Raw genomic sequence first — 25929 nt, 5'->3', positions numbered from 1 at the left:
TCCTCCCCGTCCGTCGAGCGCAGCAGGTTAACAGCCCGGCGTGACTAGGCTGGCGGGGTGACCGACGAACTCGACGACGAGACCCTCGCCTTCGCCCACCGGATGTTCGACCTGGCTCGGGGCGGCGCCACCGGGGAGTTGGCCGGACAGGTCGACGCCGGGTTGCCGGTCAACCTGACCAACGACAAGGGCGACACGCTGCTCATCCTGGCCGCGTACCACGCCCACCCGGAGACGGTGGCCGCCCTGCTGGCCCGGGGCGCCGACCACGGCCGTACCAACGACCGGGGGCAGACCGCGCTCGCCGCCGCCGCGTTCCGGAAGAACGCCCCGGCCGTCCGGGCGCTGCTCGACGCGGGCGCGGACCCGGACCACGGCAGCCCCTCGGCGGCGGAGATCGCCCGCTTCTTCGACCTGCCGGAGATGCTGGCGCTGCTCGGTCGCGGGTGAACCGCCGCGACAGCGGCACGGCGGGGCGCCTACCCGGTATACAGGAGACCGTGGAGGATCCCCTGCCCGAACAGATGCGCGTCGCCGCCGGGGCGCTGCTGGCCGCCCTCGACGGCCCGACCCGCGCCCACGTCACCCACCCCTTCGACGACGACGCCCGCCGCCGCCTGGAGTACCGGCCGCGGCCCCGGGCCGGGGTCTGCCTGGCCGACCTGGACCGGACCGGCCGCAAGGCCACCCACCGCCTGCTCGCCACCGCGCTGAGCCCGCACGCGTACGCCCAGGCCATGGCGATCATGGCTCTGGAGGAGGTGCTCGACCGGGCGGAGGGATGGCGCCGGGGCCGGCACAGCGACGACTACTGGGTGGCCGTCTTCGGCGACCCGGCGCGCGACGACCGGTGGTCCTGGCGGGTGGAGGGACACCATCTGTCGGTCGGCATGACCGTGGTGGACGACCAGGTCGCCGCCGCGCCGGTCTTCCTCGGCGCGAACCCCGCCGCCGTCCGACATGCCGGACGTACGATCTCCCGGCCCCTCGCCGCCGAGGAGGACCTGGCGCGGGCCCTGCTGGACGCGATGGGCGCGCCCGCCCGCGCCGCCGCGATCGTGGACGAGCACGCCCCCGACGACATCATCAGCGCCACCCGCCCGACCGCGCCCGGACGCATCGACCCGCTCGGCGTGCCCGCCGGTCGGCTCGGGCCGACCGGACGGGCGCTGCTCGACCAACTGGTCGCCCGCTACCTGGACCGGCTCCCGCCGGAGCTGGCCGCCCGGGAGGCCCGCCGGCTCGACGGCGGGGAGCTGCACTTCGCCTGGGCCGGCCCGACCGGCCCCGGGCACCGCCACTACTACCGCGTACAGGGCGACGACCTGCTGATCGAGTACGACAACACCACCGCCGACGGCAACCACGCGCACACCGTGCTGCGCCGCCCGTCGGCCGACTTCGGCGCGGACCTGCTCGCCGCCCACCACGCCGAGGCCCACCCCCGCACCGGCTGAGCCGGGCGGGGCGCTCAGTCCGGTTTGACCGCCTCGATCAGGAAGCGTCGGGCATGGGCGACGAACGCCCCCTCGGCCTCGATCCGCTCGTGCAGGCGACGCAGCTGCGGGCGGTACCGGTCCACGGTGAAGTCCGGGACCGTCCAGACCACCTTGCGCAAAAAGTAGACCACCGCCGCGATGTCGTGGAAGACCGTCCGCAGGGTGGCCGTCCGCAGGTCGACCACGCGCAGCCCGGCGGCCCCGGCCGCCGCGGCCGCACCCTCCGGTCGTTGGGTCTCCCGCAGCGGACGGGGGCCCACGAGCGCCTCGGACAGTTCCCGGACCGTGCCGGCGCCGATCTGCTGGGAGAGGTACCGTCCGCCGGGGCGCAGCACCCGGGCCACCTCCGGCCACCAGGTGTGCACCGGGTGCCGGCTGGTCACCAGGTCGAACGCGGCGTCCCGGAAGGGCAGCGGCGGCCGGTCGGCGACGGCGACCACGGTCGCGCCCAGGCCGCGCAACGTGCGGCGGGCGACCTCGACGTTCGGCGGCCACGCCTCGGCGGCGACCAGCAGGCGGGGCGGGCGGGGGATCCCGGCGAGCACCTCACCGCCGCCGGTGTCCAGGTCGAGTGCGGCCCCGGCGCCCGCCATCCGGTCGGCCAGCAGGCCGGCGTAGCCCCAGGGGGCGCGTTCCTCGCTGGCCCGGCCGTGCAGCCAGGAGAAGTCCCATCCCTCGACGGGGACGGCGGCCCCCTCGGTCACCAGCTCGTCGAAGTCGGTGGTGGACACCCGGGCAGTCTCGGCCATCCGGGTGTGTCCCGACAACGGGTTTCCGCACCCCGGCGTGGTGGAGGGTGCTCAGTTGACCGGACGGGCGGCGGGGCGAGTGATCTCCACGGTGGACCCGGTCACGGCGCCGAGCGACTCCAGACCGCCCGCCTCGACGCGACCACGGTCGAAGACCCGCACCAGGTGCGCGCCGAGGGTCACCCCGACCGCGCCCACTCCGAGCGCGAACACCTCGGTGACGAACAGCGCGGCGGAGGCCCCGCGCTGTGCCGCGTCGGCCCGGACCAGGCAGGTCACCACGAAGATCGCCGCCATCGCGACGTTGACCACGTTGAAGCTGATCGCGGCGCGCCGGGTGCGACCGGCCGGCACGTCCCACAGGTCGACCATCCCGGCGACCCCGGCCATCGCGGCGGCGACCAGCCCCGCCACCGACGTCCAGTAGCCCACCTCGCCGAGGAAGGCCGGCCCGCCGACGAGGTCGAACAGGTCGAAGAGGGTCGCGCAGACGAAGAGTCCGAACGGGAACGTCACCAGCATGGGTTGGATCGGGTGGCCGTGCACCCGCAGTCGGCTCTGCATGTCCCCTCCCCCGGCTCGGCTGCGACCCCGGGTTGCTACCCGGGGCGCCGCACGACGAAACGGTCAGGCCCCCCGGGACCGGGAGACGGTGACCACCAGCCGCTCGGCGACCTCCCGTAACGGGATGGAGAGCGCCGAGGCGGCGCTGCGCAGCACCTGGAGTGCCTCCGGCGCGGGACAGCCCCGCTGGGTCATGATGACACCGATGGCCTGCCCGACCACACCCTCCTGGAGGAGAGTTTCGTCGATCTCGTCGGCCAGTGCCGTCCGCTTCGCCCGGCCGCGTACCCCGGCCAGCAGCAACCCGGCGTGCTCGGCCAGGAGCATGGCGGTGAGCTGACGTCGTGCGGTCAACGCGTCCGGCGTGTCGGCGTACAGGTTGATCGCGCCGATGACGTGGTCGTCGACGTCCACCGGCGCGGCGAGCACCCCCCGGACGCCGAGGGACCGGGCCCGCGCCGACCAGGACGGCCAGCGCTCCTCCGTCAAGAGATCGGCGGAGAGGACCATCTCCCGGCGGTGGATGGCGCTCATCGCCGGGGACTCGGGGCCGTGTCCGAGGTCGTCCAGCTCGGCCAGGCTCGGGTCCGAGGCGGCCACGCCGGCCGGTTCACCGGCCCGCAGCGCGGTGAACCCGCACCAGGTAACCCCCGGCACCGCGTCCCGGGCGACCGTGACCAGCCGGTTCAGCGCCTCGTCGAAGTCGGTGGTGTCGAGCAGGGCGGCGGTCAGTTCGCGCAGCAGTGCCGCGGTCTCCAACACGCCCAGGTTCTCCTCGACCGGTTCGTGCGTCTCCAGGTTCACCGGGGCGAAGCCTCCGTCGCCACCGCGCCGGACGCGGCTCCCCGCACCGCCAGCATCCTCATGTTTCCTCGTCTCCCGACTCGACGGACCCGCCCTACTACCCCGGGGAACCCGCCCCGAAACGGGGTGAAGCGGGCCCCTCCCGGCAGCGGGTACGCGCCGGGAGGGGCCCTGGGGTCAGCGGGAACCGCTGCTCAGCCGCCGTCCCACCGAGGCGATCAGCCGGTCCAGCTCGGAGCCGAACGGGTTGTCGTGCACGAGGTAGGTCCAGGTGGCGCTGGGCCGGACGAGCTGTCCGCCGTCCGCCTCCCAGTCCTCGTCGAACTCGTCCTCGGTGAAGGTCGCGATGGTCCGCGCCTCGATCTCGGGGATCAGCGCGTTGAAGGCCGGCACGGCGGCCCGGTGGAACTCGTCGAGCGGGTCCAGCCGCCCCAGCGCCCGCAGGTGCACGCCCTCGCGGACCTCGGAGAGCTCGGCGAGGTGCTCCGCCCAGAGCCGGTCGGTGTGGTACAGGGCGATCGACCGGGCGACCCGGGTGAGCAGGTCCTCGTCCATCTCGCCGGCCTTCTCCGGCACCCGGTCCAGCAGCATCAGCGCGGCGACCTCGCTGGTCAGCAGCCGCTCGCGCCGCTCGGCGAGCGCCTTGCGCTGCTGCTCGATCACCACGCTGTACCGCCAGGTGTTGCGGTGGATCTCGTGGTTGACGCCCTCGGCGACCCGCTGGGCGTGCTCCACCGCGTAGTCGACCTGGGTGTCGGTGACCAGACCGTCGGCGTTCATCCGGGGCGACGCCGGGACGCTGTCGCCGGCGTGCCGGACGACCAGGTCGTCCTCCAGGCTGACGAAGAAGACCGACCCGCCCGGGTCGCCCTGCCGGCCGGCCCGGCCCCGGAGCTGGTCGTCGACCCGGCGGCTGTCGTGCCGGCCGCTGCCCATGACGTAGAGACCGCCCAGCTCGGCGACCCGCTCCCGGTCGGACTGGTCGCTGCCGCCGAGGCGGATGTCGACACCCCGGCCGGCCATCTGGGTGGAGACGGTGACCGCGCCGTACGCGCCGGCCTCGGCGATGATCGCCGCCTCCTCGTCGTCGTTCTTGGCGTTGAGCACCACGCACGGCACGCCGGCCGCGTTGAGCCCGGCGGCGAGCTGCTCGGACTCCTTGACGTCCAGGGTGCCGACCAGCACCGGCCGTCCCGCCTCATGGCAGCGCCGGATCTCGTCGATCAGCGCCTCCTCCTTCTCCGCCCGGGTCGCGTAGATCCGGTCCGGTTCGTCCTCGCGCACGCACGGGGTGTTCGAGGGAATCACCGCGACCTCGAGGGAGAAGAACTCGCGGAGCTGGTCGCCGACCAGCACGGCGGTGGCGGTCATCCCGCAGACCTTCGGGTAGAGGCCGATGAACCCCTGCACGGTGACCGTGCCGAGCACCTCGCCCTCGGCCGTGGCGTCCAGCCCCTCCTTCGCCTCCACCGCCGCCTGGAGCCCGTCGGGCCAGCGGCGACGCTGGGCGACCCGGCCGCGCATCTCGTCGATCAGCTCGACCGTGCCGTCGCGGACGATGTAGTCGACGTCCCGGTGCAGCAGGGCGTGCGCGTGCAGCGCCACGTTCACCGCGGACAGCTGCGCGACGTTCTCCTCGGCGTAGAGGTCGATCTCGCCCAGCCGGGCCTCCACTGCGGCCAGGCCGGCGCTGGTGAAGGCGGCGCTGCGGCCGTCGTCGGCGACCGTGTAGTGCTTGCCCCGGCGCAGGCCGCGCACGATCGCCGCGGCGGTGTGCACCGGGTCCTGCTCGCCGGGTACGGCGCCGGCGAGCACCATCGGCACCCGGGCCTCGTCGATCAGGATCGAGTCGGCCTCGTCCACGATCGCGGTGCGCAGCGGCGGCTGCACCCGGTCGTCGATGTCCGTGACCAGCTGGTCACGCAGGTAGTCGAAGCCGGCCTCGCTGACCGAGACGTAGGTGACGTCCCGGGCGTACGCCTCCTGCCGTTCCTCACGGGTCGAGGCCTCGTTCACCCAGCCGACGGTCAGGCCGAGCAGGGTGTAGACCGGTTCCATCCACTGGGCGTCCCGGCGGGCCAGGTAGTCGTTGACGGTGAGCACGTGCACCGGGCCGTTGCCGAGCCGGACGTGGCCGTACGCGGCGACGGTCGCGGTGAGCGTCTTGCCCTCACCGGTCGCCATCTCGGCGACCTTGCCGGACAGCAGCGCCATCGCGCCGAGCAGCTGCACGTCGTACGGGCGCTGGTCGAGGCCCCGGCGGGCGGCCTCGCGGCCGATCGCGCAGATCTCGACGTACCCGGAGGCGGCTTGCGCGGCCTCGGTCAGCTCGCCGTCGTCGAGCGCGGCGAGCTCCTCCTCCCGCGCCTCGATCTGTGGCAGCAGTTTCTCCAACGGAGCCAGGTCAACCGTGCTGCCCGGACGCTGGAGGAAGCGCCGGAACCTGCTCTTCAACCGTTGCGACACACCCATGAGCGGCAACGGTACGCGACCCGGGCCGGCTCGTGCGGCCCGGTCGCCACGCCCGGCCCCGGAGTGTCGCCGCACCGACCCTCGGCGTGGAGATCGACGCTGGTCGTCGCCGGTGCCGGACGGCGCGCTCAGCTCACCAGGAGCTGGTGGGTGGCGAGCTCACGGTAGAGCGGGCTGCTGCCGGTCAGCTCGTCGTGGGTGCCGGCGGCGACCACCCGCCCACCGTCGAGGACCACGATCTGGTCGGCGTCGACCACCGTCGAGAGCCGGTGCGCCACGATCAGCAGGGTCCGCCGGACGGCGACCGCGTCGATCGCCCGGCGCAGGGCCGCCTCGTTGCGGGCGTCGAGGTTGCTGGTCGGCTCGTCCAGCAGCAGCACCGGCGGCCCGGCCAGCAGTGCCCGGGCGATGGCCAGCCGCTGCCGTTCCCCGCCGGAGAGCAGCACCCCACCCTCGCCCACCGGCACGTCCAGCCCCTCGTCGGTCCGGGTCACCAGGTGCTGGAGGTTGACCTCGTCCAGGACGGCGAGCAGCCGCTCGTCGGTGGCGTCCGCGGCAGTGAGCAGCAAATTCTGGCGCAGCGTGCCGGCGAGCACCGGGGCCTCCTGCTCGACGTAGCCGAGCCGGGACCGCAGCGCGTCGCGGGGCAGGTCACGCACGTCCACCCCGTCCAGCCGAAGGGTGCCGGCGCTGACCTCGTAGAAGCGCTCGACCAGCGCCAGCAGGGTGGACTTGCCGGCGCCGGAGGGGCCGACCAGGGCGGTCCGGGTCCCGGCGGGCACGGTGAAGCTGACCTCGTGCAGCACCGGCGGTCCGCCCGGGTAGCCGAAGCCGACCCGGTCGAACTCGATCGCCGCCGGAGCCGGTCGGCCGTTCCCACCAGCCGCCGGGCCGGGACCACCACCGGCGGCCGGAGCGGCCAGGACCGGTTCGGCCCGGCGGCGCGCGTCGGTGGCACCCTCGACCGGCACGGTGAGGATCTCCTCGATCCGCTGGAGCGCGCCGAGACCGGTCTGGAGCTGGGTGAACGCGCTGAGCGCCTGCCCCAGCGGCAGGACCAGGAAGAAGAGGAACATGATGAAGGCGACCAGGTCCCCGACGCTGAGCGCGCCGGCGGCCACCCGGGCCCCGCCGACCCCGAGCACCAGCAGGAACGCCCCCTGGATGGTGATCGAGCCGGCCGGGCCGACCACCGCCTGCACCCGGGCGACCCGCAGCCCCGCCGCGTACGCCTGCTCCGCGCTGGCCACGACGGTGCCGGTCTCCCGCTCCTCGGCCCGGCTGGCCCGGATGGTCCGGGCCGCGGAGATGGCCCGCTCGACGGCGGAGGTCATCTCGCCGATCCGTTCCTGGGCGGCGCGGGCCAGGTCGCGCACCCGCCGGGCCACGGTGAGGGCGAAGCCGAGCCCGAGCGCCACCCCGGCGAGGGTGACCCCGAACAGCAGCGGGTCCAGCAGGACCATCGCGACCGCCGCGCCGACCACGGTGACCACCCCGGTCACCAGCTCGAACAGGCCCGAGGTGACCACCGCCCGCAGCAGGGTGGTGTCCGCGCCGACCCGGGAGAGCAGGTCGCCGGTACGGCGCTGGTCGTACTCGGCGATCGGCAGCCGCAGCAGGTGGCCGGCGAGCCGGCGGCGGGTGGTGAGCACCAGCCCCTCGGCGGTGCGTTGCAGCAGGTAGTCGCGGAACCCGCTGAGCACCGCTCCGGCCACGAGCGCGGTGACGAGCACGCCGACCAGGGAACCGATCGGCCGGGACGCGGAGACCGCGTCGAGCAGCGCCCGGGTGAGCAGCGGCTGGGCGAGGGCCGACCCGGCACCGAGCAGCGACAACACCCCCACCACGACGAGGGTCCCCCGGTGGGTGCGCAGGTACGGCAGGAGGGCGGCGAGTCCGACACGCGGAGCGGCTCCGGTGGTCACCGGACCACGGTAGCCGCCACGCGCATCCGCCCCGCGCTGCCCTGCCCGGGTGGTTGCAGGGGACCCCTGCTCGGCAGAAAACGGTAGGAAGGGTCCCCTGCAACCACCTCAGCGCGCGCGGGATGCGGGATGCGGAGCGGGTGGGATGCCGGGCGGGGCGGATGGGGTGGGGCGGGGTGTCAGCAGGCCAGCACGACCTGGAGTTCCTGGCGGCGGCGTTCGGCCAGGTCGGTGAGGAGGGTCGGGGCCTCGTCGAAGGGGATCGTCGCCGAGACCAGGTGCTTGCGGATCAGGTCACCGTGGGATCGCAGCAGGTCGACCGTCTCGGCGGAGAGCCGCTCCCGGTCCCAGGTCGGGGCGAGTCCGCGCGGCACCCGACCGATCTGCGCGCAGCGCAGCGAGAGCCCGTTGTGGTGGAACTCCTCGCCGAGCCGCACCTCGTCCGCCCCGGCCTGGTAGAAGGCCAGGTCGACGACGGTGCCCTGGGGGCGCAGCAGGCGCAGCGCGAGGTGCAGCGCCCAGGCCTGTCCCCGGCACTGGAACACCACGTCCGCGCCCCGGTCCCCCGGGCCGTGCGCCCAGCGGGTCTTGAGCACCACCGCCGGGTCGTCGGCGTCCGGGTCGAGGGTCTCCAGGCCGAGCGCCTCGGCGACCCGCCGGCGCTGCGGGGTCGGGTCGAGCACCACCACGGAGGCGGCCCCGCTCCGCTGGGCGAACAGGGCGGTGAGCAGGGCCACCACGCCGCTGCCGACCACCGCGACCCGGCGGCCGGCCACCCCGTCACCGAGCGACCGGACGTCGGTGCCGTGCAGGTCGGCGGCGGCGTGCAGCAGGCCGTTGGCGCAGATCGGCCCCATGTGCGCCACGTAGACGCCGAGCAGCGGGTCGAGGTCGTCGGGGAGCGGGACGAACCGCTCGGCGACCGGGTCGGCCAGATGGCCGGTGCGGTGGCCGTACGTCATCGCACCGACGGTGCCGACCTCGACCGCCGGGGTGGCGCTCTCCACCACCCGACCGACCTGCATGTAGCCCAGCCGCTCCACCGGGTACGGGGTGCTCGCCCCGCCGGGCTGGAACAGGCCGAGGTCCGCGTTCCAGGTGACGTGCAGGTACGGGTTGGTGCCCTTGACGTAGCTCAGCTCGGTGCCGGCCGAGACGCCGCTGTAGAGCGTCTCGACCCGGAAGGTGCCGTCGCGCAGTTCGGCGGCGTCCTGCTCGACCAGTTCGACCCGCCCGGGGCCGCTGACCACCACGACCCTGTCACGCACCGACGGTCACCCCCATCCGGTCCGGCGCGGGCAGGGCCACCGGGCGTCCAGTGCGCGCGCTCTCGGCGACCGCGCAGGCCAGCCGCTGGGTGCCGAGCGCCTCGGCGTACGGGACCCGGACGTCGTCGCCGACGCCCCGGACCGCGTCGACGAAGGCCCGGTCGACGGCGGCTCGGGCCCCGTCGGGATCGGCCTCGAACCGGCGTTCCCCGTCGGCGTCGCACACCGTCAGGCCGTCCTCGGCCAAGGTCAGCGCCAGCCCGTCGGCGAGGATCTCCAGCCCGGCCCGGTGCTTCCAGCCCAGCACGCAGGCGGCGGTGAGGGTGCCGACCGCGCCGCTGGCGAAGCGCGCCGCCGCCACGGTGACCGAGTCGATGTCCGCCTCGTCGACCGGCGGCGGCGTGCCGTCGCCGTACGCGGTGACCTCGGTGACCTCACCGACCAGGACCCGGATCAGGTCGAGTACGTGCGCCGCCTGCTCGACGACCGGCCCGCCGGAGCGGTCACGCCGGGTCCACCAGGCCACCGGTGGCACCTTGTCCAGCCAGCTGCCGCTGACCATCCGGACCGGGCGGTCGGCGAGCAGTTCGCGGGCCTGTTCCACCACGTGCAGGTAGCGCCAGTGGTGGCCGACCGCGGTGAGCAGTCCACGCCGGGCGACCAGCTCGGCGATCCGCTCGGCGGTGTCCAGGTCGACCGCGACGGGTTTCTCGACGAACATCGGCACCCCGGCGTCGATCACCGCCTCCTCCACCGGCCCGTGGGCGAACGGCGGCACGCAGACGTACACCGCGTCGCATCCCGCGGCGAGCAGGTCCCCGACGTCGGGGAAGGCCCGGGCGCCGTACCGGCCGGCGAGGTCGCTCGCCGCCCCGTGGGCGACATCGGTCACCCCGACCAGTTCGACGTCCTCGAAGCCGCTGAGCACCCGGGCGTGCCGCTGCGCGACCCCGCCGGCACCCACCAGTCCCACCCGACACCCACCCATCCCGACCTCCCGCCGCGTGTCCCTGCCGCAGGGACTGCCCGGGTGCTCGGGGATACAAACGTTCACCCGGGGAAATCGGGACGGTTGGGCCCTCTGATCAAGATGGTGGCGGGAATGCGGTTAGTCGGCGGTCGGGATTGGGAAACTCGACGCCACGTCCCGCGCACGACCTTGAGCGGACGACATCGGATATGGGGGTGTGCCCGTGCGGGATACGCAAGCGGTGGTCTCACCGGTAGTCGAGGCATGGGCCACCTACCGGACCACCTCGGCGCAGGAGTGGACGGCGCAACGGCTCGTCCGCGCGAAGGGTGACTGCCGGGTCAGTGTGGTGCTGCCGGCCCGCAACGAGGAGGCCACCGTCGGCGCGATCGTGTCGACGATCCGGGAGCACCTGGTCGACCGGGTGTCGCTGGTCGACGAGTTGATCGTGGTGGACTCGCGGTCCACCGACCGGACCGCCCGGGTGGCCCGCGCCGCCGGGGCGGAGGTGGTCGGCCAGGACGAGATGACCCGGTCGTTGCCCCGGCTCACCGGCAAGGGGGACGCGCTCTGGGCGGGACTGGCCGCCGCGCGGGGGGACGTGGTGGCGTTCATCGACGCCGACCTGCGGGAGTTCCGCCCGCACTTCGTGACCGGGCTGCTCGGGCCGTTGCTCACCGACCCCGGCGTCGACTTCGTCAAGGGCTTCTACCACCGGCCGTTGGTCGGCCAGGCGAGCGTCGAGCCCGACGGGGGCGGCCGGGTCACCGAGCTGATGGCCCGCCCGCTGCTCAACCTCTTCTGGCCCGAGCTGGCCGGCTTCGTCCAGCCGCTGGCCGGGGAGTACGCCGGGCGGCGGGAGGTGCTGTCCCGGGTGCCGTTCGTCTCCGGCTACGGCGTGGAGACGGCCATGCTGATCGACCTGCTGGAGCTGGTCGGACTGGACGCGCTGGCCCAGGTGGACCTGGGCGAACGCAAACACCGCCACCAGGACACCGCCGCCCTCGGGCGGATGTCGGCGCAGATCATGCTCACCGTCTGGTCCCGGCTGCAACGACGCGGCTGGGCCAACCCCGACGCCCGGCCGGCCGACCTGCTCACCCAGTTCCGGCGGGGCGGCTCGGACACCCTGCCGAACCTCGACCGGGAGATCGTGGTCCACGACGTCTCGGTCGAGGAACGTCCGCCTCTGGCGGACCTGCGCCACCTCGTCCCCCGTCGCCGCGTGGCCGCGGCGTGACCGCCCGCCGAGCCGGCGCGCTGGAGAGGAAGACCACATGAGCCTCACCGTCCTGATGAACGCCGGTCCCTGGCTGTCCGTGCCGCCCCCGGGGTACGGCGGGATCGAGAACGTGGTCGCCACGCTCGTGCCGGAGCTGCGCCGGCTCGGGGTGCGGGTGGTGCTCGCCTCGGTCGGCACCAGCACCCTGCCGGTCGACGAGCTGGTGTCGGTCTACCCCGACGGGCAGTTCTCCGCGCTGCAACGCCCGTACAACCAGGTGTGCGGGGTGGCCCAGGCGCACCTGGCCGGGGTGGCCCGCGAGCTGCACTCCCGCGACGACATCGACCTGGTGCACGACCACGTGGAGGCGGTCGGGCTGGCCACCCTGGCCGCGATGGGCCCGGACGCCCCACCGGCGCTGCACACGCTGCACTGGGACCTCACGAAGCACCCCGCGCTCTACGGTCACCTCGACGGCGGGGACCGGGTCCGGGTCAACGGGGTCTCCGCCTCGCAGCTCGCCCGGGCTCCACAGGCGCTGCGCGACCACTCGGTGGGGCATGTGCACCTGGCCACCCCGCTGGCCGTGGACACCCACCGCCGACCCCGTCCGCTCAAGGGCGACCACGTGGTCGTACTGGGCCGGATCAACCCGGGCAAGGGGCAGGACGTCGCCGCCCGGCTGGCCCACGAGTGTGGCTTCCCGCTGGTGCTGGCCGGCCCGGTCGGGCCGTACCACCGGCCGGAGGACCTGGCGGCGGTGGGTGACGAGGCCCGGCAGAACCCGGACGTGCGGTTCTTCCTCGACGAGGTGGCCCCGCACGTCGACGGCGACCGGGTGCGCTGGGTGGGCACGGTGGCCGGCCGGGACCGCGACGACCTGGTGGCCTCCGCCCGCGTCACCCTCTTCCCGCTGCGCTGGGAGGAGCCGGGTGGCACGGCGGTGGTGGAGTCGCTGGCGCTGGGCACCCCGGTGGTCGCCACCGGGCGGGGCTGCCTGCCGGAACTCATCGACGACGGGCGCACCGGACTGCTCACCGACGACGAGGAGCGGCTCGGCGAGCTGGTGCTCGCCGCCGGTCGGATCGATCCGGAGGAGTGCCGACGGGAGGCCGCCACCCGGTTCACCCCGGCGATGATGGCGCAGCGGTACGTGGAGTTGTACGACCGGGTCCGACAGCTCGCCTCGGTTCGGTTGCAACCGGCCTGACCCGGTCTCCGGCCCCTGCGGTGTGGGGGGGTACCCCCGGGCCGGCGTTTCGTCGCGCCGGCCGGGGGTACTTGGTCGATCACCGAACAACGGACCCCAGGCACGTACGGAGCGAGCCCATGTCGAGCCGGATCACCTGCCAGGTGCGCGATAACTCGCCCGTGACGGAGGTCCGGCTCGCCGGCACCCTCGACGTGGAGACCATGCGGTCGGTGCACACCGTGCTCCACCGGTGTCTCACCGCCCAACCCGACGCGCTCGTCGTCGACCTGGCCGGGGTGACCGTCCGGGACCCGCTGGCGCTCGCCGTCTTCGCCGCCGCCGCCCGCCAGGCGGCGGACTGGCCGGCCGTACCGATGGTGCTCTGCGCCCCACCGCCGGAGACGGCGACCTGGCTCGCCGAGTCCACCGCCTGCCGGGTGCTGCCGGTCTGCCGGGACCGCGCCGAGGCCAGCCGGGAGGTCGACGCGAGCGCCGCGCCCCGACTGCGGGCGCGGCTCCAGCCGGTCGCGGACGCCTGTCGCCGGGCCCGGGAACTGGCCCAGGACGCCTGCGGGCGGTGGAACCTGCCGGAGCTGGTCGGTCCGACCACGCTGGTGCTCAGCGAGCTGGTGGGCAACGTGGTCCGGCACGCCGGCACCCCGATGCAGGTCACCCTGACGCTGCGCCGGCCGTACCTGCACGTCGCGGTGGTGGACGGCAGCCGGGCCGCCGCCCGGCCCGCCGACCCGGACCACTGCGCCGAGGGCGGGCGCGGGTTGCTGCTGGTCCGGGAGCTGGCCCAGCGCTGGGGCAGCTCCCCGGCCGGGGACGGCAAGGTGGTCTGGGCGATGCTTCCCGCCATGTAGCATTACGCCTAATTTTTACCTTCTCGCCTGGTTTCATAGGGGGTGCGACGGGTAGCCACGCCCGTCCTATCCGGTGCGCGGGCGGGGTGAGAAACGGCATGACGAGATCGACCACCACGGGGCCGGGTCGCGACCGGGGACCGGCGATCCTCGCGCCGGCACGGTTCGGCGGCTACCCGGGGCCGGTCCGACCGGCGCTGCCGGGCGGAAAGCTGACCCGCTTCCTCGCCACCACCGACCACAAGCAGATCGGGCTGCTCTACCTGCTCACCTCGTTCGGCTTCTTCCTGGTCGCCGGGGTGCAGGCCATGCTCATGCGCGGCGAGCTGGCCCGGTCGGGCATGCAGTTCCTCTCCCCCGAGCAGTACAACCAGCTCTTCACCGCGCACGGCACGATCATGCTGCTGCTCTTCGCCACCCCGGCCGCGTTCGGCTTCGGCAACTACCTGGTGCCGATCCAGATCGGCGCGCCGGACGTGTCGTTCCCCCGACTGAACGCGCTGGCCTACTGGCTCTACCTGCTGGGCGGACTCATGGTCCTCGGCGGGTTCTTCAATCCCGGCGGCGCGGCGGACTTCGGCTGGACCGCGTACACCCCGCTGAGCCGGGTCGAGCACTCCCCCGGGATCGGCGGGAACCTGTGGGTGATCGGGCTGGTGATCTCCGGCCTCGGCACCATCCTCGGCGCGGTCAACCTGATCGCCACCGTGCTCACCCTGCGCTCCCCGGGCATGACCATGTTCCGGATGCCGATCTTCACCTGGAACATGCTGCTCACCAGCGTCCTGGTGATCCTGGTCTTCCCGCTGCTGGCCGCCGCGCTGCTCGCGCTCGCCGCCGACCGCATCCTCGAGGCCCACGTGTACGACCCGGACACCGGTGGCCCACTGCTCTGGCAGCACCTGTTCTGGTTCTTCGGTCATCCCGAGGTGTACATCATCGCGCTGCCGTTCTTCGGCATCATCACCGAGATCATCCCGGTCTTCGCCCGCAAGCCCATCTTCGGCTACAAGGGGCTGGTCGGCGCGACCATCGCGATCACCATCCTGTCGATGACCGTCTGGGCGCACCACATGTTCGGCACCGGCCAGGTCCTGCTGGCGTTCTTCAGCATCCTGAGCTACCTGATCGCGGTGCCCACCGGGGTGAAGTTCTTCAACTGGATCGGCACCATGTGGAAGGGGCAGATCACCTTCGAGACGCCGATGCTGTTCGCGATCGGGTTCCTGGTGACCTTCCTGCTCGGCGGCCTGACCGGGGTGCTGCTGGCCTCCCCGCCGGCCGACTTCCACCTGCACGACACGTACTTCGTGGTGGCCCACTTCCACTACGTGCTCTTCGGCACGGTGGTCTTCGCGCTCTTCGGCGGCTTCTACTTCTGGTGGCCGAAGATGACCGGGCGCCTGATGGACGAGCGACTGGGCAAGGCGCACTTCTGGACGATGTTCGTCGGTTTCCACGGCACGTTCCTGGTACAGCACTGGCTGGGTGCCGAGGGCTTTCCCCGCCGGTACGCCGACTACCTGCCCACCGACGGCTTCACCGCGCTGAACACCACGTCGACGATCTTCTCGTTCATCCTCGGCCTCTCCACCCTGTTCTTCATGTGGAACGCCTGGAAGTCCTGGCGGTACGGGGCGATGGTCACGGTCGACGACCCGTGGGGCTTCGGCAACTCGCTGGAGTGGGCCACCACCTGCCCTCCCCCGCTGCGCAACTTCGACCGGATGCCCCGGATCCGCTCCGAGCGTCCCGCGTTCGACGCCAAGTACGGTCCACTCGTCGCCGACCTCGGCCGGGACCTGCCGCAGCGCTCCACCCGCCCACCGCAGCACCTGCGGGAGGAACTGCACCACGAACGGCACGCGCCGGAGTCCCCGAGCGCCGCGGGCGCGCAGGGAGCGCGGGAGGCGGCCGCCTACCAGCCGGCGCCGCAGTCCGGTGCCCGGCCGGTGGAGGTGCCGGATCCGGACGAGGTGCTCCGGCCCAGCTTCGAGGGGACCGAGGAGCCGGAGAACCCCTTCGGCTCCCAACAGGAACCCGACGGCAACGTCCGCTGGCAGCACCCGCGCGGCCACGGCGAGCAGCCACCGTCGGAGCGCTGACCCCCCGCAAGCGACGAGCGGCGGTCAGGCAACGGCACAGCCGATCAGCGGCGGTCGGGGCAACGACACGGCCGATCAGCCGCGGTCGGTCAGCGGCGGCCGGTCAGCGGCGGCCGGTCAGCGGCGGCCGGTCAGCGGCGGTCGGTCAGCGGCGGTCGGTCAGCGGCGCGGCGCAGCGGCGGGCGCGAGGCCGGCGGCGGTGAGCGAACGCCGTACCGCCGGCTGCGCCCCGGTCAGTCGCAGCGGCACCCCGCTGCGCTCGGCGGCGTCCCGGCCGGCCATCAGCGCGGCGACGCCACCGGCGTCGAACCCGCCCGCGCCGTCCAGGTCGACCACCACCTCGCGGGGCTGGCCGGTCAGCGCCCCCAGCACGGCGCGACGCAGCTGGTCCGCGCCGTCCCGGTCCACCTCGCCGCCGACCTCCACCACCACCCGGTCACCGGCGTGCCGCACCGCGATGCGGGCCCGTCCACCCTCCGCCTCCGCGCCGTTCTGCCACGGGGGCGGGGCGTCGGCGAGCATCGCCTGGCGCAGCCAGGTCAGCGCACGCGACAGCAGGCGGGAGACGTGCATCTGGGAGATGCCGAACCGCGCGGCGATCTCGGCCTGGGTCTGGTTGCCGTAGAAGCGCATCGCCAGGATCCGCCGCTCCCGCCAGGGCAGCCGGTGCAGCAGACCGCTGACCGTGACCCGGTCGTCGACCGACTCGAGCGCGTTGTCCGACTCGCCCACCAGGTCGCCGAACTCCGCCGAGCTCTCCCCGCCGACCGGCGCGTTCAGCGAGGCCGGACTGTACCCGGCTGCCGACTCCAGCGCGGCGAGGATCTCCTCCTGCGGCGTCTCCAGCCGCTCGGCCAGCTCGGCCACCGTCGGGGTACGGGACAGTTCGCTGGTCAGGGCGGCGGTGGCCTGGCCGACCTCGAGGATCAGGTCGCGCAACCGGCGGGGCACGTGCACTCCCCACGTGCGGTCGCGGAAGTGCCGTTTGATCTCTCCCACGATGGTGATGGCCGCGTACGCGGTGAACGAACCGCGCTCCGGGTCGTACCGGTCGACGGCGTTGACCAGCCCCAGCCGGGCGACCTGTTCCAGGTCCTCCAACGGCTCACCCCGGCCCCGGTACCGCCGGGCCAACCGGCCGGCGAACGGCAGGGCGAAGCGGACCAGGTCGTCCCGGGCCTCCTGCCGCCGTTCGGGCGGAAGGCCCTCGATGCGCGCCGCGTAGGCCAACGCCGCCGCGTCGAGGTCCTCCAGGCCCCGGTCGGTCGGTGACGGGGTGGTTGTCGTGGGCTGTCCGAACATCCGCGCCTCCCTCGGGAAGGTCCCCGCCCCGTCCGCACGCCGGTCACCGGCGCGACGAGGCGCCGCACCGGGTGCGGAAAGGGCGGAAGGTAGGAATGCCGACGGGCGACAACAGCACGCCGCGCGGCCGGTGCCGACCGGGCCGTCGCAGCCAGCGGTGTTCCCGCTCTCTAGGTACTCAACCACGGCACCACCGGGTCACGAGGATGTTTCGCCAGGCTGGCCCGGACCGGCCGTACGCCGGGGCGGCGACCGGCACCGGGGCGCGTGGTGGACGTGACCACCGGCGACCGGCGGGGCGCGGGAGGCGGACGGGACGTGGGGCGGTCAGGCCACCAGCAGGCCCTGGGCGGTGCCGCCGTCGCGCAGCGCGGCCAGCGCGGCGTCCACCGCCAGCGGCGGTGGGACCGGAAGGTCGTACGGCTGGTTGCGGAGCACCTCGGTGGCCCGGCGGGTGGGCACCGAGGTGACCGGGTAGCCGCGCGCGGCGGTACGGTCCAGAGCCCGGCGGCGGCGACCGAACGCGGCGACCGCGAGCCACTGGGGCAGCCCGGCCAACGCCGGTGAGGGCACCCCCGGCGGTTCCGGCAGGACGTCCACCGAGGTGAACGGCTGGCTGCCGGCGAGCCACCACTCGGCGGCGGCGACGCTGCGCCGGGTGGCGTTCTCGCACCAGTACGGCACCAGCCCGGCCCGGACCACCTGCCAGGGGTCGAGCAGCCGGCCGCACTCCACCACCAGCCGGTCACCGGTCTTGCCGGCGGCGCGCAGCCACCCCCGGTACAGGTCGGCGGTCGCCGCGCTGAGCACCTCGGGCTGCGGGAAGAGCACCCGGTGCAGCGGGTGACCCCGGCGGCCGGTCCACTCCCGGGCCCCGAGTTCGAACCCGGCCTCGACGCCGTTCTCGGCCTGCGCCCGGGCGCAGGACACGTCCGGCGGGTCCCAGCGGGAACGGTCACCCCCGGCGGAACGGAGCACCTGACGCAGCGCGGGGCTGTCCGCGTGGAAGTCGACCGGGTCGAGGCCGCTGGCCGGGCAGCCCACCTGGAAGCTGTGCCCACGGCCGTCGTCGCGGACCGGCCAGGTGCGGGCGTCGCGCAGCAGCAGCACGGACGCGTCCGGCTCGAGCCGGGCGGCCAGGAACCGGGCGTACGCGCGCGGCAGGCGCTGCCAGCGCACCCCGAGCGCCACCGTCGCCCCGGCCAGCGCGCCCCGGCTGGCCGGGCAGTGGACCTGCCGGACGTGCACGTCGGTGTTGCCGCGCAGCAGCCGACCGGCCAGCGCCGCGCCGTGGTCGCGGGCCGCCCGGGGATCCTCCACCGCGCCGTCGGTCCAGCGGACGGTCATCTCGAAGCCGGCCGGCAGCCACGGCACCCCCAGCGCGATCGCGAGGTGCACGGCCGCGCCGTGCGCCGAGCCGAGCACCACGCCCGGGTACCGCCGCCGGGGGTACTGGTCGACGAACCAGCGGGCCACCCGTTCGGCGTCCACCTCGACGGCCTGCTCCACCGGCAGCGCCACCCGACCGGCGGTCCGGGCGACGGCCGCGCGGCGCACCGGTTCCGGCGCGCCGGGAAACCTCGCCAGCGTGGGCGGGTGACCGAGGTCGGCGCAGTCCACCCCGCGCAGCGCCCGGGCGGCAGCCGCCACCAGGACCCGGGCGGTGCTGCCCGCCGCCACCACCCGTTCACCGGCGGGACCGGTGCCGTCAGCCCGCACCCCGGTTCGCGTCCCGCGTCCCGGCCCGACCGTCCCTCGTTCACTCACCACGCGGCCCGGCTTCCCGTCCGGATGGGGTTCAAACGGGGTGTCCGCCACCGGGCGGGGGGATTCAACGGGTGCTGGCCCTTCGGTGTCCGCCGGCCCCGGACGGGCCCGACGCACCCGCCGTCCCCCACGGCGACCCGGGCTGGTCCGGGACGGTTCCGGCGGGTTTCGGGCCGTCCGGGGCGGGCATCCCCGGGCCATGGCCGATGACCCGACCACCGCTGCGGCGGGCGCCACCATCACCGCCTATCCGGACGGTCCGCTGCTGGTGCGGGGGGACTTCGTCCTGGTCACCCCCGAGGGGCGCACCATCGAGACACGGCGGGGGACGGTGGCACTGTGCCGGTGCGGACAGTCGGCGTTGAAGCCGTTCTGCGACGGCACGCACAAGGTGGTCGACTTCCGTACCGACTGAACGGCCGGGAACACGGGCGGCGCCGGGGCCGGTCAGGCCGCCAGTGGCACCGGGCCGACCGAGGTCGGACGCAGCGAGCTGCGTCCGTCGGCCCACCTGGTGAGCAGGTGCCCGGCGAAGAGCCGATCCACGGCCAGGCAGGCCGCCGCGCCGAAGAGCACGTCGCCGGTGAGGTCCGGCTCGGCCCGGGCCAGCCCGCCGCAGAGGTCGTACGCGGCGATCTGCTCGTGCACGGCGTCGGCCTCGACGTGTTCGTCGTAGAAGCGGGTGGCCACCTCGTCGAAGCCGAGCCGGCGCAGTCCGTTGCCGTACCGACGGTTCGGCAGCGAGGAGGTCATCTCGAAGGCGGCGAGGTGTCCCACCAGCGCACCCCGCAACCGGCGGTGCAGCCCGAACAGGGAGATCACGTTGCTGGTCGCCAGGGTCACCCCGGGCACCGCGTCGAGGTGGGCGGCGTACCCGGTGTCCAGGCCGAGCCGGTCCAGGGTGAGCCGGAACAGTTCGGCGTGCATGCGCTCCGGCCGGCCGCCGCCGTACTCGTCGGCCTGGATCTCCACCAGGGCGGCCTTGACCGCACCGCCCAGCCGGGGGATCGCCCAGGTGTGCGGGTCGGCCTCCTTGAGGTGGTAGATCGAGCGGTGCGTGACGAACTCCCGGAACTGCGCCAGGGTGGCCTGCCGGTGCAGGGTGGCGGCCAGCGACGGACCGTCGTCGGCCCGGGCCAGCGCGGTCAGCGCCACCGGCAGGTCGGCCGGCTCCACCGGCGGCAGCGGCCCGACCAGTCGGCGCAGCGCGGCCTCGAACCGTCGTTCGACGCGGGCCCGCAGGGCCAGCAGCGACGGCTGCCATTCCCAGGCCTCGTCCACCCCGCCCCAGCCCCGGTAGTGCAGCTCGTAGCAGAGGAACAGGGTCAGTTGCAGGTCCTCGTCGGTGAGCGGGTCGGCCGGGTCGCAGTCGAGGTGCGCCGGAAGGTCGTGCGGCGGTTCACGCCACGCGTCGACCAGGGCGGCCGAGACCGGGCCGCGCGGCCCGGGCAGCGGCGCGGGGCCGTGTGCGCACGCGGCGGGGTCGGACATGGTGCCTCCCTGATCGACTGCGCGGTAGATGCCCCGGCCGCTGCGGCCTAAACGGGGTCGCCGGCCGCCGCACGCGACGCGTCCGCCCCGGTCCGCCCGGCCGGCGACGGGGTGGTCAGGCCCCGCCGCGTCCCGGCGTGCCGGTGTCCACGTAACGCAGCACCGCGCCGACGCCGTCGGTCAGTCCGGGGGCCTCCTCCGGCCCCAGCACGGCCACCGCCGCGTCGGTGCCGACCAGGGCCCGCACCAGCGCCGCGTCGGCGCGTACCCGCTGGGGTTCGTCGACAGCCATGGCGGTGAGCTGCCCCGGGTCGGTGGCGATCTCGATCGGTTCCGGACCGATCCAGAGTTCGTCCGTGGAGGACGGGTCGTCCACGATCAGCATGGTGTCGACCTGGTTGCGTTGCAGCGCGCCGACCACCGCGTCCAGGCCCGCGCCGACGTCCTCCTGGACGCCGAAGCGGTCCAGCGTCTCCTGGATCCGCCGGTCAGCCACCTCGGCGACGGCCTGCACCGTGACGTCCTCCATGGCGGCCGGGTCCGCGCCCCCGGCCCGCTTGCCGGCGTCGGTACGGACCAGCCGGTCCTGCCAGCGAGGGGGCAACTGTGCGGCGATCACGCCGGTGGCCCGGACGTCCCCGGCGAGGACCACCACCTCCGCGCCGACCCGCTCGGCCAGCGTGACCGTGGCCGCCGCCGCGTCGCCCGCGTTGTGGTGCCAGGCCTCGGTGGCCGCGCGCTGGTAGCGGGACTGGGACCAGCCGCCGGGCTGCACCCGCCGGAGCTGGTGGCTCTCCCGCCCCCGCACGTGGGCACGACGCGGCACCCCACCGGCACTGACCGCCACCGCGTCGGCACCGGTCCGGTCGGCCAGCACCCGCACCCAGGCGACCTGCTCACCCCGTTGGGCGACCAGCGGCATGGTGTGCGGCAACGGACCGTACGCGGCCAGGTCCCGGATCGGCGGCGCGTGGAGGTATTCGGTGAGCGCGACCCGGCCCCGACGGGCGAAGAGGGCCAGTCCGTAGTCCCCGGGCAACGGGGCGTGGCCCCGGACCATCCGGTCCAGTGCCGCGACGGTGTCCGGGTCCGCCCCCTGTTCGGCGAGGCGGCCCGCCAGGTCCCGCCACCGCAGGTCCAGGGCGGGACGTGCGTCCTGGGTGTCCCGGGAGGCGTCCAGGTAGACCGAACACCACGGTCCGGGACGCTGGTAGAGCGGGCGCAGGAAGGACAGCTCCATGCTCGACCCCTTTCCGGCTCGGCCCCGCGCTTACCCGCACCGGTCGGGTTGTCACCTCGTCCGCCGTCCGGCGCCACGATGACGGACGGACGCGCCGTGATCCCGTTCACTCATGTCGTTCAACCCACCCGGCCGATACCATCGGTGCACAGAACAGGACTTACGGTGGTGATGATGGACAGCGACCTCCGACGCCCGCGGATCCTCCGCCCGACCGGCAGGATCTTCACCGGGCGGGTGGTGCGCTTCATGGACGGCTACACCCGCGAGATGCGGGTGGGGCAGCCGATCCTGGTGGCGGTGATGGCTGCGGCGAGTCTGACCCAGGTGCTGACCCTGCTGGTGCGATTGCTGCTCAAGGCCGGTGGCGCCGGCGGGCCCGCCCGGCGCAGCTTCAAGGACCTCAAGAAGGGGCCGGAGTTCCTGGTCACACCGATGCGCCTGCGCGACGCCGAGGGGCAGCTCTACGAGGTCGAACTGCACGGCCACCTGGCCCAGAGCGCGGTGCACCCCGGCGATCACGTCCAGCTCACCCTCCGCGACCAGGGCGACCCGGATCTCCCGCCCCGGATCGAGCGGATCGTCAACATCACCACCACCCAGTGGCTGACCCCTCGGCCACCGACGGTCTGGTCCCACTTCGGGCCGCCGCTGCTGCTCCAGGCGTTCGTCGGGATGCTGACGGTGGTGCTGGTGGTCGCCTGGGTGATCGTCGTCTGAGCCGGACAGGTTTGCCGACCGGGGACGGTGGGCAGGCAACCGGAGCATGTTCCCCGGTTTCACGCTGACCGACGTCGACGTCGGGCCGGTGCGCCTGCGGGTCCGGCACGGCGGGTCCGGCCCGCCCGTGGTGCTGCTGCACGGCCATCCCCGTACCCACGCCACCTGGCACCGGGTGGCTCCCCTGCTCGCCGACCGGCACACGGTGGTCTGTCCCGACCTGCGCGGCTACGGCGGGTCGGGCAAGCCGCCGACGACACCTGACTCCACGCCGTACGCGAAGCGGGCCATGGCCGGCGACGTGGTGGCGCTGATGCGGCGACTCGGACACGAACGCTTCGCCGTGGTGGGCCACGACCGGGGGTGCTACGTGGCGATGCGCACCGCGCTGGACCACCCCGAGCGGGTGACCCGGCTCGGGGTGCTCGACGGGGTGCCGATCGGTGAGGCGCTGGCCCGTTGTGACGCCCGGTTCGCCGCCCGCTGGTGGCACTGGTTCTTCCTCGGCCAACGGGAGAAGGCGGCCGAGCGGGTGATCAACCTCGACCCGGACGCCTGGTACGGCGGCTCGCCGGAGCAGATGGGCGCGGAGGCCTACGCCGACTACCGCCGGGCCATCCACGATCCGGCCACGGTGCACGCGATGTGCGAGGACTACCGGGCCGGCCTCGGTCCGGATCGGGCCGCCGACGACGCCGACCGGGCGGCGGGACGGCGGATCACCTGCCCGGTGCTGTTCGTCCACTCGGAGCGCGACGACCTGGCCGACCTCTACGGCGACCCGGCGGCGATCTGGCGGGACTGGGCCGACCACGTGTCCGCCACCTCGATCGACTGCGGGCACCACATGGCCGAGGAGGCGCCGGAGCGGCTCGCCGCCGAACTGGCCGCCTTCCTGGCCCGCTGAGCGCCGCGCCGGGTCACCGCGCCGCCGGCGTCAGCCAACCGGAGCCGGGGTCAGCCCAACCGGAGCCGGGCCGCAGCCGGGCTCAGCCAACCGGAGCCGGGGTCCGGGCCGGTCCGGCGGCCGGCGCGAGCCGGCCCCGGCGGCGGGCCCACCGCTCGAAGGCCAGCGTCGCGAACGGCGGGACCGCGCAGGCCAGGGCCACCAGCGTGATCCCCCAGCCCCACCGCCGCAGGCCGGCGACCAGCAGCGTCAGCAGGCCGTACGCCATGAAGAGCACGCCGTGCACCGGTCCGAAGACCTGCACGCCGATCTCGTTGCCGGGTGGCCCGTACTTGACCGCCATCCCGACCAGCAGGCCCAGCCAGGAACACGCCTCGGCGACGGCCACCACCGCGAACCACCGGGTCACCTTCTCGCGCACGTGCTCTCCCCTCTCGCGCGGGCCATGTTAGGTGCCGCAGTGGGTACAACGACACGCAGGTGGCCGTGGCGCGAGCCGGATCACGCCGAACGGCGGTGGGCGGGTAAAGGAACCTCCGACCTCTTCCCCGTACCGCCGGGACGTGCGAGGTTGAAGACACCAGGGGTGACAGGGTGGTGACCATGGGCGAGGACGTCGGGATTCGGACCTTCACACGGGAGGACCGGGCCCGGTACCGGGAGAAGGTCCGCCGCTGCCTCGACGTCTTCGCCGAGATGCTGCGGGAGTCCCGGTTCGAGTCGGAGCGCCCGACGACCGGGCTGGAGATCGAGCTGAACCTGGTCGACGAGGAGTCGATGCCGGCGATGCGCAACGCGGACGTGCTCGCCGCCGTCGCCGACCCGGACTTCCAGACCGAACTGGGCCAGTTCAACGTGGAGATCAACGTCGCGCCCCGGCGGCTCGCCGGCACCGGCACCGCCGAGTTCGAGGAGAACGTCCGGGCCAGCCTGAACGCGGCGGAGGAGAAGGCCCGCACGGTCGGCGCGCACATGGTGATGATCGGGATCCTGCCGACGCTGCGGCCGGAGCACCTCACCGCCGGGACCCTCTCGGCGAATCCGCGCTACCGCCTGCTCAACGAGCAGATCTTTGCCGCCCGGGGCGAGGACCTGCGGATCGCGATCAGCGGTGTGGAGCGGCTGGTGGCCACCGCCGACACCATCACCCCGGAGGCCGCCTGCACCAGCACCCAGTTCCACCTCCAGGTCAGCCCGGCCCGCTTCGCCGACTACTGGAACGCCGCCCAGGCCGTCGCCGGGGTGCAGGTGGCGCTGGGGGCGAACGCGCCGCTGCTGTTCGGCCGGGAACTGTGGCGGGAGACCCGGATCCCGCTGTTCGAGCAGGCCACCGACACCCGGGCCGAGGAGATCAAGGCCCAGGGCGTACGCCCCCGGGTCTGGTTCGGGGAACGCTGGATCACCAGCGTCTTCGACCTGTTCGAGGAGAACGTTCGGTACTACCCGGCGCTGCTGCCGATCTGCGACCCGGAGGACCCGGCCGAGACACTCGCCGCCGGGGACGTGCCCAAGCTGGCCGAGCTGCGGCTGCACAACGGCACCGTCTACCGCTGGAACCGACCGGTCTACGACGTGGTGCGGGGCCGGCCGCACCTGCGGGTGGAGAACCGGGTCCTGCCGGCCGGGCCGACCGTCCTGGACACCGTCGCCAACGGCGCGTTCTACTTCGGCCTCGTCCGGGCGCTGGCCGAGTCGGACCGGCCGCTGTGGTCGCAGATGTCGTTCAGCGCGGCCGAGGAGAACTTCCAACGCTGCGCCCGGCACGGCATCGACGCCCAGGTGTTCTGGCCGGGGCTGGGCTACCTGCCGGTCACCGAGTTGGTGCTGCGCCGGCTGCTGCCCCTGGCCCACCACGGCCTGGACCGGTGGGGGCTGGACCCGGCGGAGCGGGACCGGCTGCTCGGCGTGATCGAGGGCCGCTGCCTGACCGGGCGTAACGGCGCGTCCTGGCAGGTGGCCACCCTGCACCGGTTCGAGGGCGAGGACCACGTCGACCGGCCGGAGGCGCTGCGCCGGATGCTCGGCCACTACGTCGACCTGATGCACAGCAACCGGCCCGTCCACGAGTGGCCGCTGCCCTGAGCCCGACCGGGCCGGGATCAACGGCGGGAAGCCGGGCGGCGGGACGCCGTTGCTGGCGACTCGGTCGTCACCAGGGCGACGGGTCGTCGCGAAGCCGGCTGTAGAGGTATCCGTCGCGCCACCGCCCGGCCCGGAACTCGCAGGAGCGGACGACACCCTCGAACTGGAAGCCCGCCCTGGTCAGCGCCCGCTGCTCGGCGACGTTCTCCGGCTGGGTGCCGGCCTGGACGCGCTGGACCGGGGTGTGCGAGAACAGGTAGTCGCAGAGCATGGCCTGCGCCCGCCAGCCGACGCCGCGTCCCCGCCACTCGGGCAGCAGGGCGATGCCGATCTCCCAGTGCCGGGCGGACCCCCCGTACGAGCCCGCCAGGTAGCTGACGAGCCCGGCCGCAACCCGCCCGTCGTCGCCGGGTCCGCCGGCGTGCGGAGGCGGGTCGTCCGGCTGGCCGTCCGGCGCGCCGTCGGATCCGGTGTCGACAGGTTCCCGGTCGGGCCGTCCACAGTCGACCTCGACCATCAACCGGCCGTCGTCCGCGCCGAGGTAGCCGTCGGCGGCGAACCGCCGGGCCGGCGCCCCCGCGTCCCGGAATCCCGCCCAGTCCGGGCCGATCAGCCCCGGCTCGGTGAGGAACCGGCGGAACATGGCCAGGTCGGCCTCGACGACCGGGCGGAGCCGGACGCCGAGCCAGCCGGAGCCGCTCACCGGGTGTCGCCGTCGGTCGTCCTGGTGTCCCGGCTCCAGTGTGCTCGGGCCACGGCCCGGACCTCGGTCAGCAGCAACGCC

23 protein-coding genes are annotated in these 25929 nt (G+C 74.1%); 10 read left to right on the top strand and 13 right to left on the bottom strand.

Annotated features, from left to right (window positions below; all coding sequences use genetic code 11):
- The first annotated feature begins 57 nt into the window (after positions 1 to 57).
- The gene (locus tag ACIBJE_RS08240; protein WP_396744840.1) at positions 58 to 450 is read left to right on the top strand and encodes an ankyrin repeat domain-containing protein; all 393 of its coding nucleotides are present in this window, start codon (positions 58 to 60) and stop codon (positions 448 to 450) included.
- Positions 451 to 500: 50 nt separating this feature from the next.
- A complete protein-coding gene (locus ACIBJE_RS08235) occupies positions 501 to 1457 on the top strand; it encodes a DUF3500 domain-containing protein (protein WP_396744838.1) in 957 nt (318 codons plus the stop codon).
- Between the two features lie 14 nt (positions 1458 to 1471).
- On the opposite strand, the gene ACIBJE_RS08230 is transcribed toward ACIBJE_RS08235, so the two are convergent.
- The 7 genes from ACIBJE_RS08230 to ACIBJE_RS08200 form a co-directional block, all read right to left on the bottom strand.
- Entirely contained in the window at positions 1472 to 2230 is a 759-nt protein-coding gene (locus tag ACIBJE_RS08230; protein ID WP_396744835.1) for a class I SAM-dependent methyltransferase, read from the bottom strand.
- A 69-nt stretch (positions 2231 to 2299) separates the two neighbouring features.
- Positions 2300 to 2812 carry a DUF2231 domain-containing protein gene (locus tag ACIBJE_RS08225; RefSeq protein ID WP_396744832.1) on the bottom strand — a complete coding sequence of 171 codons (513 nt, stop codon included), beginning with the start codon at positions 2810 to 2812 and terminating at the stop codon, positions 2300 to 2302.
- Positions 2813 to 2875: 63 nt separating this feature from the next.
- Positions 2876 to 3616: a GAF and ANTAR domain-containing protein gene (locus ACIBJE_RS08220; RefSeq protein WP_396744829.1), complete on the bottom strand. Its 741-nt coding sequence runs from the start codon at positions 3614 to 3616 to the stop codon at positions 2876 to 2878.
- A gap of 177 nt (positions 3617 to 3793) precedes the next feature.
- Positions 3794 to 6088 carry an accessory Sec system translocase SecA2 gene (secA2, locus tag ACIBJE_RS08215; protein WP_396744826.1) on the bottom strand — a complete coding sequence of 765 codons (2295 nt, stop codon included), beginning with the start codon at positions 6086 to 6088 and terminating at the stop codon, positions 3794 to 3796.
- A gap of 128 nt (positions 6089 to 6216) precedes the next feature.
- On the bottom strand, positions 6217 to 8013 hold the full coding sequence (locus tag ACIBJE_RS08210; protein WP_396744823.1) for an ABC transporter ATP-binding protein: 1797 nt from the start codon (positions 8011 to 8013) through the stop codon (positions 6217 to 6219).
- A gap of 179 nt (positions 8014 to 8192) precedes the next feature.
- Positions 8193 to 9281 carry a zinc-binding dehydrogenase gene (locus tag ACIBJE_RS08205; protein ID WP_396744820.1) on the bottom strand — a complete coding sequence of 363 codons (1089 nt, stop codon included), beginning with the start codon at positions 9279 to 9281 and terminating at the stop codon, positions 8193 to 8195.
- Positions 9274 to 10269: a Gfo/Idh/MocA family protein gene (locus ACIBJE_RS08200; RefSeq protein WP_396744817.1), complete on the bottom strand. Its 996-nt coding sequence runs from the start codon at positions 10267 to 10269 to the stop codon at positions 9274 to 9276. The genes ACIBJE_RS08205 and ACIBJE_RS08200 overlap by 8 nt, the downstream gene beginning before the upstream one ends.
- A gap of 205 nt (positions 10270 to 10474) precedes the next feature.
- Here ACIBJE_RS08200 and ACIBJE_RS08195 point away from each other — a divergent pair, with 205 nt between their 5' ends.
- The 4 genes from ACIBJE_RS08195 (at position 10475) to ctaD (ending at position 15636) form a co-directional block, all read left to right on the top strand.
- Positions 10475 to 11491, top strand: a complete 1017-nt coding sequence (locus tag ACIBJE_RS08195) for a glucosyl-3-phosphoglycerate synthase (protein WP_396744814.1) — start codon at positions 10475 to 10477, stop codon at positions 11489 to 11491.
- Between the two features lie 37 nt (positions 11492 to 11528).
- Positions 11529 to 12683 carry a glycosyltransferase gene (locus ACIBJE_RS08190; RefSeq protein ID WP_396744811.1) on the top strand — a complete coding sequence of 385 codons (1155 nt, stop codon included), beginning with the start codon at positions 11529 to 11531 and terminating at the stop codon, positions 12681 to 12683.
- A gap of 119 nt (positions 12684 to 12802) precedes the next feature.
- On the top strand, positions 12803 to 13531 hold the full coding sequence (locus tag ACIBJE_RS08185) for an ATP-binding protein (protein WP_396744808.1): 729 nt from the start codon (positions 12803 to 12805) through the stop codon (positions 13529 to 13531).
- Positions 13532 to 13629: 98 nt separating this feature from the next.
- A complete protein-coding gene (gene ctaD, locus ACIBJE_RS08180; protein ID WP_396744805.1) occupies positions 13630 to 15636 on the top strand; it encodes a cytochrome c oxidase subunit I in 2007 nt (668 codons plus the stop codon).
- Positions 15637 to 15795: 159 nt separating this feature from the next.
- Here ctaD and ACIBJE_RS08175 read toward each other — a convergent pair whose 3' ends face one another.
- Together ACIBJE_RS08175 and ACIBJE_RS08170 are read right to left on the bottom strand one after the other, a co-directional pair.
- Positions 15796 to 16938 carry a SigB/SigF/SigG family RNA polymerase sigma factor gene (locus tag ACIBJE_RS08175; protein WP_396744802.1) on the bottom strand — a complete coding sequence of 381 codons (1143 nt, stop codon included), beginning with the start codon at positions 16936 to 16938 and terminating at the stop codon, positions 15796 to 15798.
- A 327-nt stretch (positions 16939 to 17265) separates the two neighbouring features.
- Positions 17266 to 18657, bottom strand: coding sequence for a hypothetical protein (locus tag ACIBJE_RS08170; protein WP_396744799.1), 1392 nt, complete (start codon positions 18655 to 18657; stop codon positions 17266 to 17268).
- 247 nt (positions 18658 to 18904) lie between these two features.
- Between ACIBJE_RS08170 and ACIBJE_RS08165 the strand changes: the two genes are divergently transcribed.
- Positions 18905 to 19120 (top strand): CDGSH iron-sulfur domain-containing protein, encoded by a 216-nt coding sequence (locus ACIBJE_RS08165; RefSeq protein WP_396744796.1) that lies wholly within the window; start codon positions 18905 to 18907, stop codon positions 19118 to 19120.
- A 32-nt stretch (positions 19121 to 19152) separates the two neighbouring features.
- Here the strand turns inward: ACIBJE_RS08165 and ACIBJE_RS08160 are convergent, their stop codons facing one another.
- Together ACIBJE_RS08160 and ACIBJE_RS08155 are read right to left on the bottom strand one after the other, a co-directional pair.
- Positions 19153 to 20196 carry an iron-containing redox enzyme family protein gene (locus ACIBJE_RS08160; protein ID WP_396744793.1) on the bottom strand — a complete coding sequence of 348 codons (1044 nt, stop codon included), beginning with the start codon at positions 20194 to 20196 and terminating at the stop codon, positions 19153 to 19155.
- A 115-nt stretch (positions 20197 to 20311) separates the two neighbouring features.
- Positions 20312 to 21436, bottom strand: coding sequence for a Vms1/Ankzf1 family peptidyl-tRNA hydrolase (locus ACIBJE_RS08155; RefSeq protein ID WP_396744791.1), 1125 nt, complete (start codon positions 21434 to 21436; stop codon positions 20312 to 20314).
- A gap of 165 nt (positions 21437 to 21601) precedes the next feature.
- Here ACIBJE_RS08155 and ACIBJE_RS08150 point away from each other — a divergent pair, with 165 nt between their 5' ends.
- Together ACIBJE_RS08150 and ACIBJE_RS08145 are read left to right on the top strand one after the other, a co-directional pair.
- A complete protein-coding gene (locus ACIBJE_RS08150) occupies positions 21602 to 22156 on the top strand; it encodes a hypothetical protein (RefSeq protein WP_396744788.1) in 555 nt (184 codons plus the stop codon).
- 46 nt (positions 22157 to 22202) lie between these two features.
- The gene (locus ACIBJE_RS08145; RefSeq protein ID WP_396744786.1) at positions 22203 to 23063 is read left to right on the top strand and encodes an alpha/beta fold hydrolase; all 861 of its coding nucleotides are present in this window, start codon (positions 22203 to 22205) and stop codon (positions 23061 to 23063) included.
- Between the two features lie 82 nt (positions 23064 to 23145).
- Here ACIBJE_RS08145 and ACIBJE_RS08140 read toward each other — a convergent pair whose 3' ends face one another.
- Positions 23146 to 23484, bottom strand: coding sequence for a DUF3817 domain-containing protein (locus ACIBJE_RS08140; RefSeq protein ID WP_396744783.1), 339 nt, complete (start codon positions 23482 to 23484; stop codon positions 23146 to 23148).
- A gap of 182 nt (positions 23485 to 23666) precedes the next feature.
- On the opposite strand from ACIBJE_RS08140, the gene ACIBJE_RS08135 reads away from it, so the two are divergent.
- A complete protein-coding gene (locus tag ACIBJE_RS08135) occupies positions 23667 to 25145 on the top strand; it encodes a glutamate--cysteine ligase (RefSeq protein ID WP_396744780.1) in 1479 nt (492 codons plus the stop codon).
- A 67-nt stretch (positions 25146 to 25212) separates the two neighbouring features.
- Here ACIBJE_RS08135 and ACIBJE_RS08130 read toward each other — a convergent pair whose 3' ends face one another.
- Positions 25213 to 25848 carry a GNAT family N-acetyltransferase gene (locus tag ACIBJE_RS08130; RefSeq protein WP_396744777.1) on the bottom strand — a complete coding sequence of 212 codons (636 nt, stop codon included), beginning with the start codon at positions 25846 to 25848 and terminating at the stop codon, positions 25213 to 25215.
- Positions 25849 to 25929: the final 81 nt, after the last annotated feature.

Origin of the sequence: Micromonospora sp. NPDC050187, assembly GCF_044459745.1 — a bacterium.
In the GTDB taxonomy this organism is placed as follows: Bacteria; Actinomycetota; Actinomycetes; order Mycobacteriales; family Micromonosporaceae; genus Micromonospora.
The sequence above is the reverse complement of the archived record's forward strand: the minus strand, read 5'-3'. Positions and strand labels throughout refer to the sequence as shown.

Bases quoted from the DNA above. Each gene is read 5' to 3' on its own strand.
- ctaD (WP_396744805.1), top strand. From the start codon at position 13,630: ATGACGAGATCGACCACCACGGGGCCGGGTCGCGACCGGGGACCGGCG.
- ACIBJE_RS08225 (WP_396744832.1), bottom strand. From the start codon at position 2,812: ATGCAGAGCCGACTGCGGGTGCACGGCCACCCGATCCAACCCATGCTG.
- ACIBJE_RS08135 (WP_396744780.1), top strand. From the start codon at position 23,667: ATGGGCGAGGACGTCGGGATTCGGACCTTCACACGGGAGGACCGGGCC.
- ACIBJE_RS08145 (WP_396744786.1), top strand. From the start codon at position 22,203: ATGTTCCCCGGTTTCACGCTGACCGACGTCGACGTCGGGCCGGTGCGC.
- ACIBJE_RS08200 (WP_396744817.1), bottom strand. From the start codon at position 10,269: ATGGGTGGGTGTCGGGTGGGACTGGTGGGTGCCGGCGGGGTCGCGCAG.
- secA2 (WP_396744826.1), bottom strand. From the start codon at position 6,088: ATGGGTGTGTCGCAACGGTTGAAGAGCAGGTTCCGGCGCTTCCTCCAG.
- ACIBJE_RS08185 (WP_396744808.1), top strand. From the start codon at position 12,803: ATGTCGAGCCGGATCACCTGCCAGGTGCGCGATAACTCGCCCGTGACG.
- ACIBJE_RS08160 (WP_396744793.1), bottom strand. From the start codon at position 20,196: ATGTCCGACCCCGCCGCGTGCGCACACGGCCCCGCGCCGCTGCCCGGG.
- ACIBJE_RS08155 (WP_396744791.1), bottom strand. From the start codon at position 21,436: ATGGAGCTGTCCTTCCTGCGCCCGCTCTACCAGCGTCCCGGACCGTGG.
- ACIBJE_RS08190 (WP_396744811.1), top strand. From the start codon at position 11,529: ATGAGCCTCACCGTCCTGATGAACGCCGGTCCCTGGCTGTCCGTGCCG.
- ACIBJE_RS08175 (WP_396744802.1), bottom strand. From the start codon at position 16,938: ATGTTCGGACAGCCCACGACAACCACCCCGTCACCGACCGACCGGGGC.
- ACIBJE_RS08165 (WP_396744796.1), top strand. From the start codon at position 18,905: ATGGCCGATGACCCGACCACCGCTGCGGCGGGCGCCACCATCACCGCC.